Genomic DNA, 6953 nt, shown 5'->3' with positions numbered 1-6953 from the left:
CCCTCGCATCGGCCCTGACCCGCGTCCCCGGCCCCGGCTCGCCTCGGCCCGACTCCGTCGCGGCATCCCATACGATCGGACCTTGTGCCCGCCGAGCCTGAGACCCCCACAGTGACAAACCCGGGGGCACCGCCCGCCCCGGACCGCTCCGCCCTCCGCACCGCACGACTGATCGCAGTCGTCGCCGGGCTGGTGGGCCTGGTCCTGGCGGTACTCACCCCGCTGCTGCCCGTGACGCAGCAGCAGGCCACCGTCTCCTGGCCACAGAACGGCACCCTGACCAGCATCGACGCCCCGCTGGTCAGTTACGAGCCGATCAGCCTGGACGTGCACCTGCCCTGCGCGACGGCCGCGACGCTGCCCGACGGCGGCAACCTCCTCTCGACCGTGCCGAAGCAGTCCGCCGACGCCGAGCTCGCCGGGCTGGTTGTGAAGGTCGGCTCCGATGCCGACCGGACCGTGCAGGTGATCCTGCGCAACACCCAGCTGATCTCCGCGCCGCTCGCCGAACTCGGCGGGTGCAGCGCCATCGTCGTGCACTCGGACGCCACCCACACCACCGCGACCTTCGCCGGCCTGTCCGACGCAGACGCGGACGCCGCCGACGGGGCCACCAGCGTGGACCTGCCCGGCGACCTGCGCCCGCAGATGGTCGGCGTCTTCTCCGACCTGCAGGGCGCCGCCCCCGCCGGCCTCGCGGTGCACGCCGACATCGACTCCCGCTTCTCCTCCAGCCCGACGGTGTTCAAGCTGCTCGCGATGATCGTCGGTGTCCTCGCCACCGCGCTCGCGCTGCTGGCCCTGCACCGACTCGACAGCGTCGACGGCCGTCGGGCCCGGCGCTTCCTGCCGCGGCACTGGTGGACCTTCACCGGCGTCGACGCGCTGGTGGCGGGCGTGCTCGTGCTCTGGCACTTCATCGGCGCCAACACCTCCGACGACGGCTACCTGCTCAACATGGCACGGGCCTCGGAGCAGGCCGGGTACATGGCCAACTACTTCCGCTGGTTCGGCGTCCCCGAGGCCCCGTTCGGCTGGTACTACGACGTGCTCACGCTGATGACCAAGGTCGGCACGGCCAGCACCTGGATGCGCCTGCCGGCCCTGATCGCCGCCATCCTGTGCTGGATGGTGGTCAGCCGGGAGGTGATCCCCCGCCTCGGCCGGGCGGTGCGGCACAACCGGATCGCGCTGTGGACCGCCGGACTGGTGTTCCTCTCGTTCTGGCTGCCCTACAACAACGGCCTGCGCCCGGAACCGATCATCGCCCTCGGCGCGCTGCTGACCTGGTGCTCGATCGAGCGGGCGATCGCCACCGGACGGCTGCTGCCCGCCGCCGTCGGCGTGCTGATCGCGGCGTTCTCCCTGGCCGCGGGGCCGACCGGGCTGATCGCGGTCGCCGCCCTGATCGTGGGCGCGCGGCCGCTCGTGCAGATCGTCGTCACCCGCGCCCGGCAGGTCGGCTGGCTGCCCCTGCTCGCGCCGATCGGCGCCGCCGGCCTGGTGGTGCTGATCGTGATCTTCGCCGACCAGACCCTCGCCACCGTGCTCGAGTCCACCCGGGTGCGGTCCGCGGTCGGCCCCAACGTCCCGTGGTTCGACGAGTACCACCGGTACGACGCGCTGATGAACGTCTCCCCCGACGGCTCGCTGGCCCGCCGGTTCGGCGTGTTCGTGATGATCCTGTCGGTGGTGGTGTGCGGGATGATGATGCTGCGCCGCGGCGGTCGCATCGCGGGCACCGCCGCCGGACCGTCCCGGCGGATCCTCGGCATCATCGTCGGCTCGCTGTTGCTGATGATGTTCACGCCCACCAAGTGGACGCACCACTTCGGTGTCTACGCCGGCATCGCCGGCTCGGTCGCCGCCCTGGCCGCGGTGGCCGTCGCCGCCGCCACCCTGCGCTCGCGCCGCAACCGCACCCTGTTCGCGGCCGCCGTGCTGTTCCTGCTGTCCATGGCCTTCTCCGGTTCCAACGGCTGGTGGTACGTGTCCAGCTACGGCGTGCCGTGGTGGGACAAGCCGCCGTCCATCGGCGGCAACAGCTTCGCCAACGGCCTGCTCGTGCTGTCGGTGCTGGCGCTGCTGCTGGCCGGCTGGCAGCACCTGCGTCAGCCGTACCTCGCGGAGGAACGGCCGGTGCCCACCCACGGCTGGCGGGCGCTGCTCGACTCCCCGCTGACCCTGGCGGCGGCCTTCGTCGTGCTCTTCGAGGTGCTCTCGCTCGCCAAGGGCGCGGTCGCGCAGTACCCGGCGTACTCCGTGGCCCGGTCGAACTTCGACACCCTCACCGGCGACACCTGCGCGCTCGCCGACGACGTGCTGATCGAGCCGGACGCCAACGTCGGAATGCTCAGCGCGCTCTCYGGCGCACCCGACCCGCTCGGCGGCGAGGAGGCGAAGGGCTTCACCCCCAACGGCGTGCCCGTCGACCTCACCGCGGACGCGGAGAACAAGGGCGCGGGCGGCGCCAACTCGCTCGACTCGACCACGACGACGACCACCACCGGCACGGCCGCGGGCACCGGCGGCGGCACCGGCGCCACCGGCGTCAACGGCAGCTCCGTGGCGCTGCCGTTCGGCCTCGACCCCGCGCGCACCCCGGTTCTCGGCAGCTACCAGGTCGGCGAGCAGGTGCCCGCGCAGCTGATCTCCGACTGGTACGGCCTGCCCGAACGCAGCGACGCCGCACCGATCCTCGTGGTCACCGCCGCCGGCCGGATCCGTTCGGTCGACAAGGACGGTGTGGTCACCCCCGGTCAGGACCTCGCCGTCGAGTACGGCACCCGCACGGACGATGGCCAGGTGGAGATACGCGGCCGCGTCGCCCCGATCGACATCGGGCCGTCGCCGTCCTGGCGGAACCTGAGGGTGCCGATGGCGGACATCCCCGCCGACGCGGACGCCGTCCGGCTGGTCGCGGACGACCGCGACCTCACCCCGAAGCAGTGGCTGGCCGTGACGCCGCCGCGGGTGCCGCAGCTACAGACGCTGAACGAGGTGGTCGGGACCACCGCGCCGGTGCTGCTGGACTGGTCGGTCGGGCTGTCGTTCCCCTGCCAGCGCCCGTTCGCGCACGAGTACGGCGTCGCCGAGGTGCCGGAGTACCGGATCCTGCCCGACCGGGTGGGCGCGGACTCCACCAACGGCTGGCAGGACAAGATCGGCGGCGGCCCGCTCGGCTGGATCGACCTGCTGCTGACGTCACGGACCATGCCGAGCTACCTGAACAAGGACTGGGCGCGGGACTGGGGTTCGCTGGAGAAGTACGCCCCGCTCGACCCCGCCGCGGTGACCGGACAGGTCGACACCGAGCCGGTCACGCGGTCCGGACTGTGGAGCCCGGGGCCGCTCGCCGCGCGCTGACCGGGACCGCGAACGCGGGTGCAGGCGACCCCATACACGGGCGCCCGCACCCGCGTTCGCGATATCGGACAATCCCGACGCGGTGTGATCCGCCACGGCCGCTCGCATACCATCGTCAATCGTGCCCGAAGCCGTGACAGCTCCCCCTCGCCCGCCCGCAATATCGACCTCCGTGGACATGCGCGCGAAGTACCGGACCGCCCGGCTCATCGCGATCGTCACCGGGCTGCTCGGGTTCGTGCTCGCGGTCGCGACGCCGTTCCTGCCCGTCAAGCAGACCGCGGCGGCGCTGAACTGGCCGCAGGCCGGGGTGATCGGCAACGTCGACGCACCGCTGATGGCACAGGTGCCCATCGACCTGCAGGCCAGCGTGCCGTGCCGGCTCGTCCGGGACCTGCCGGCGTCGGGCGGACTGCTGCTGGCCACCGCGCCGCCGCAGGGCTCCGAGGCGTCGCTGAACGCGATGTTCGTCCGGGTCACCGAGAGCACCGTCGACGTCCTCGACCGCAACGTGGTGGTCGCCACCGCGCCGCGCGACGCCGTCGCGTCCGGCGGCTGTTCCGCGCTGACCATCGTCTCGGACATCGACCAGACCACCGCCACGTTCGAGGGCCTCACCGTCGACGGGCAGCCGGCGACCGGCACCCTCACCGGCGACCTGCGCCCGCAGCTGGTCGGCGTCTTCTCCAGCCTCGACGGCGCGGCGCCGTCCGACCTGACCTTCACCGCGAACATCGACAGCCGGTTCACCTCGTCGCCGACGTTCGTGAAGCTGGCCGCGATGGTGCTGGCCGTGCTGCTGACCATCTCCTCCCTGGTCGCGCTGGGCCGCCTCGACGGCACCGACGGTCGAGTGCACCGACGCTTCCTGCCTTCCAGCTGGTGGCGCTTCCGGCCCATCGACGCGACCGTCACCGCGGCCCTGGTGCTCTGGCACTTCATCGGCGCCAACACCGCCGACGACGGCTACCTGCTGACCATGGCCCGCGCGTCCGAGCACGCCGGCTACATGGCGAACTACTTCCGCTGGTTCGGTGTCCCCGAGGCGCCGTTCGGCTGGTACTACGAGGTGCTCGCCGCGATGGCGAAGATCTCCACCGCCAGCCCGTGGATGCGGCTGCCGGCGCTGCTCGCCGGAATCCTCTGCTGGATGGTGATCAGCCGCGAGGTGATCCCGCGCCTCGGGCGGGCGGTGCGGCACAGTCAGGCCGCCGTCTGGACCGGCGCACTGGTGTTCCTCGCATTCTGGATGCCCTACAACAACGGCCTGCGCCCCGAACCGATCGTGGCCCTCGGCGCCCTGCTGACCTGGTGCTCGGTGGAGCGGTCCATTGCCACCGGACGCCTGCTGCCGGCCGCCGTCGCCATCGTGATCGCCGCGTTCTCCCTCGGCGCCGCCCCGACCGGCCTGATGTGTGTGGCCGCGCTGCTCGCCGGCGCCCGGCCGATGCTGCGGATCCTGGTCCGCCGCCACCGCGAGGTGGGGCTGTGGCCGCTGCTCGCGCCGCTGATGGCCGCCGGCACGGTCGTGCTGGTCGCGGTGTTCGCCGACCAGACCTTCGCCGGGGTCCGCGAGGCCACCCGGGTGCGCACCCTGATCGGCCCGAACATGAACTGGTACGAGGAGTTCCTCCGGTACTACTACCTGTTCGTGCAGACCGTCGACGGTTCGGTCTCGCGCCGCTTCGCCTTCCTGGTGATGATGCTGTGCCTGTTCACCACGCTGTTCGTGCTGTTGCGCCGCAAGCGGATTCCCGGCGCGGCCGTCGGCCCGTCCTGGCGGCTGCTGGGCGTGGTGTTCGGAACGATCTTCTTCATGATGTTCAACCCCACCAAGTGGACCCACCACTTCGGTGTGTACGCGGGCATCGCCGGTTCGCTGGCCGCGTTGACCGCGGTCGCGGTGTCGGCCAGCGCGCTGCGCTCGCGCCGTAACCGCACCATGTTCGCGGCCGGGCTGCTGCTGGTGCTCGCGTTCTCGTTCTCCGGCATCAACGGCTGGTGGTACGTCTCGAGCTACGGCATCCCGTGGTTCGACAAGACCGTCTCGCTCGCCGGCTTCGAGCTCAACACCGCGCTGCTCGCGCTGTTCGTGGCGGCGATCCTCCTGGTGGGCTGGCAGTACTTCCGCGAGGACTTCATCGGCACCGAGGTGAAGGCCTCCACCGAGAAGGGCCGGCGGATCAAGAAGTTCGCGGCGATGCCGCTGACCGTGGTCGCCGCGGCGATGGTGCTCTTCGAGATCCTCTCCCTCGCCAAGGGCGCGGTCGCGCAGTACCCGGCGTACTCGCTGGCCCGCTCCAACGTCGACGCCGTCACCGGCTCGAGCTGTGGGCTGGCCACCGACGTGCTCACGGAGGCCGACGCGAACGCCGGACGCCTGCAGCCGGTGCTCGACCCGGCGCAGCCGCCGACCGACCCGAACGACCCGCTGGCCGGCGTCGCCCCGACGGGCTTCAGCCCCAACGGCGTGCCGGAGGACCTGACCGCGGACTACACCGAGGTCAAGCCCGGGCAGTCGAACACCGACTCGCAGTCGGTCGGCGCCAACTTCGCCACCGGCTCCAACGCCGGCACCTCCGGCGGCACCGGCGCACAGGGCGTCAACGGCAGCACCGCGAAGCTCCCGTTCGGCCTGGACCCGGCGACCACCCCGGTCCTGGGCAGCTACCAGCCGGGCGTGCAGGAACCCGCGAAGGTCACCACCAGCTGGTACCAGCTGCCCGAGCGCACCGAGGACGCCCCGCTCGTGGTCGTCACCGCGGCCGGTCGGATCTGGTCGGAGACCAAGGACGGCGAGTCCACCTACGGGCAGTCGCTGCTGCTCGAGTACGGACACCGCGACGCCGGCGGCGCCGTCACCGCGCTGGGCACCTACCTGCCCAAGGACATCGGGCCCGCGCCGTCCTGGCGGAACCTGCGAATCCCGCTCGACGAGCTGCCCGCGGAGACCAACGTGGTGCGGGTGCTCGCGCACGACCCGAACCTCACCGGCGACCAGTGGCTCGCGTTCACCCCGCCGCGGGTGCCGCAGCTGCAGACGCTCAACGACTTCGTCGGTTCCACCCAGCCGGTGCTCCTGGACTGGGCGGTCGGGCTGCAGTTCCCCTGCCAGCGCCCGTTCGACCACCTGTACGGCGTCGCCGAGATGCCCAACTACCGGATCAAGCCGGACCGCCCGCTGGCGGTGAGCTCCACCGACACCTGGCAGTCGCAGGAGAACGGCGGACCGCTCGGCTGGACCGAGATGCTGGCCGAGCCGTCGACCGTGCCCACCTACCTCAAGGACGACTGGGGCCGGGACTGGGGCGCGCTCGAGCGGTACAACCGGTTCTTCCCCGACGCCACCGCCGCGACCGTCGACACCAGCGAGGTCACCCGGTCCGGCTTCTGGAACCCCGGGATGATGCGGGTCTACTAGCCCGCCCGCACTTTCCCCAATGTCACATTGGTTGCCCACAGGGTCCCCGATGTGACATTGGGGACCGGGCCGGGCGGGATCCTGGCGCGGGACGGACGGTTGTCCACAGGTCCGGATTCCATCCACAGGGCACCCCGAATCGGGGCTCGACGGACTCGTACCGTGC

The 6953-nt window shown here is 71.7% G+C and carries 2 protein-coding genes; both read left to right on the top strand.

What is annotated here, in order from left to right:
* Nucleotides 1–111 precede the first annotated feature (111 nt).
* Entirely contained in the window at nucleotides 112–3366 is a 3255-nt protein-coding gene (locus tag AC1DU4_RS12665) for an arabinosyltransferase domain-containing protein (protein WP_477840289.1), read from the top strand.
* Nucleotides 3367–3544: 178 nt separating this feature from the next.
* Entirely contained in the window at nucleotides 3545–6787 is a 3243-nt protein-coding gene (locus tag AC1DU4_RS12660; protein ID WP_477840296.1) for an arabinosyltransferase domain-containing protein, read from the top strand.
* Nucleotides 6788–6953: the final 166 nt, after the last annotated feature.

It is taken from the genome of Rhodococcus sp. P4_F5 (genome assembly GCF_056401315.1).
The sequence above is the reverse complement of the archived record's forward strand: the minus strand, read 5'-3'. Positions and strand labels throughout refer to the sequence as shown.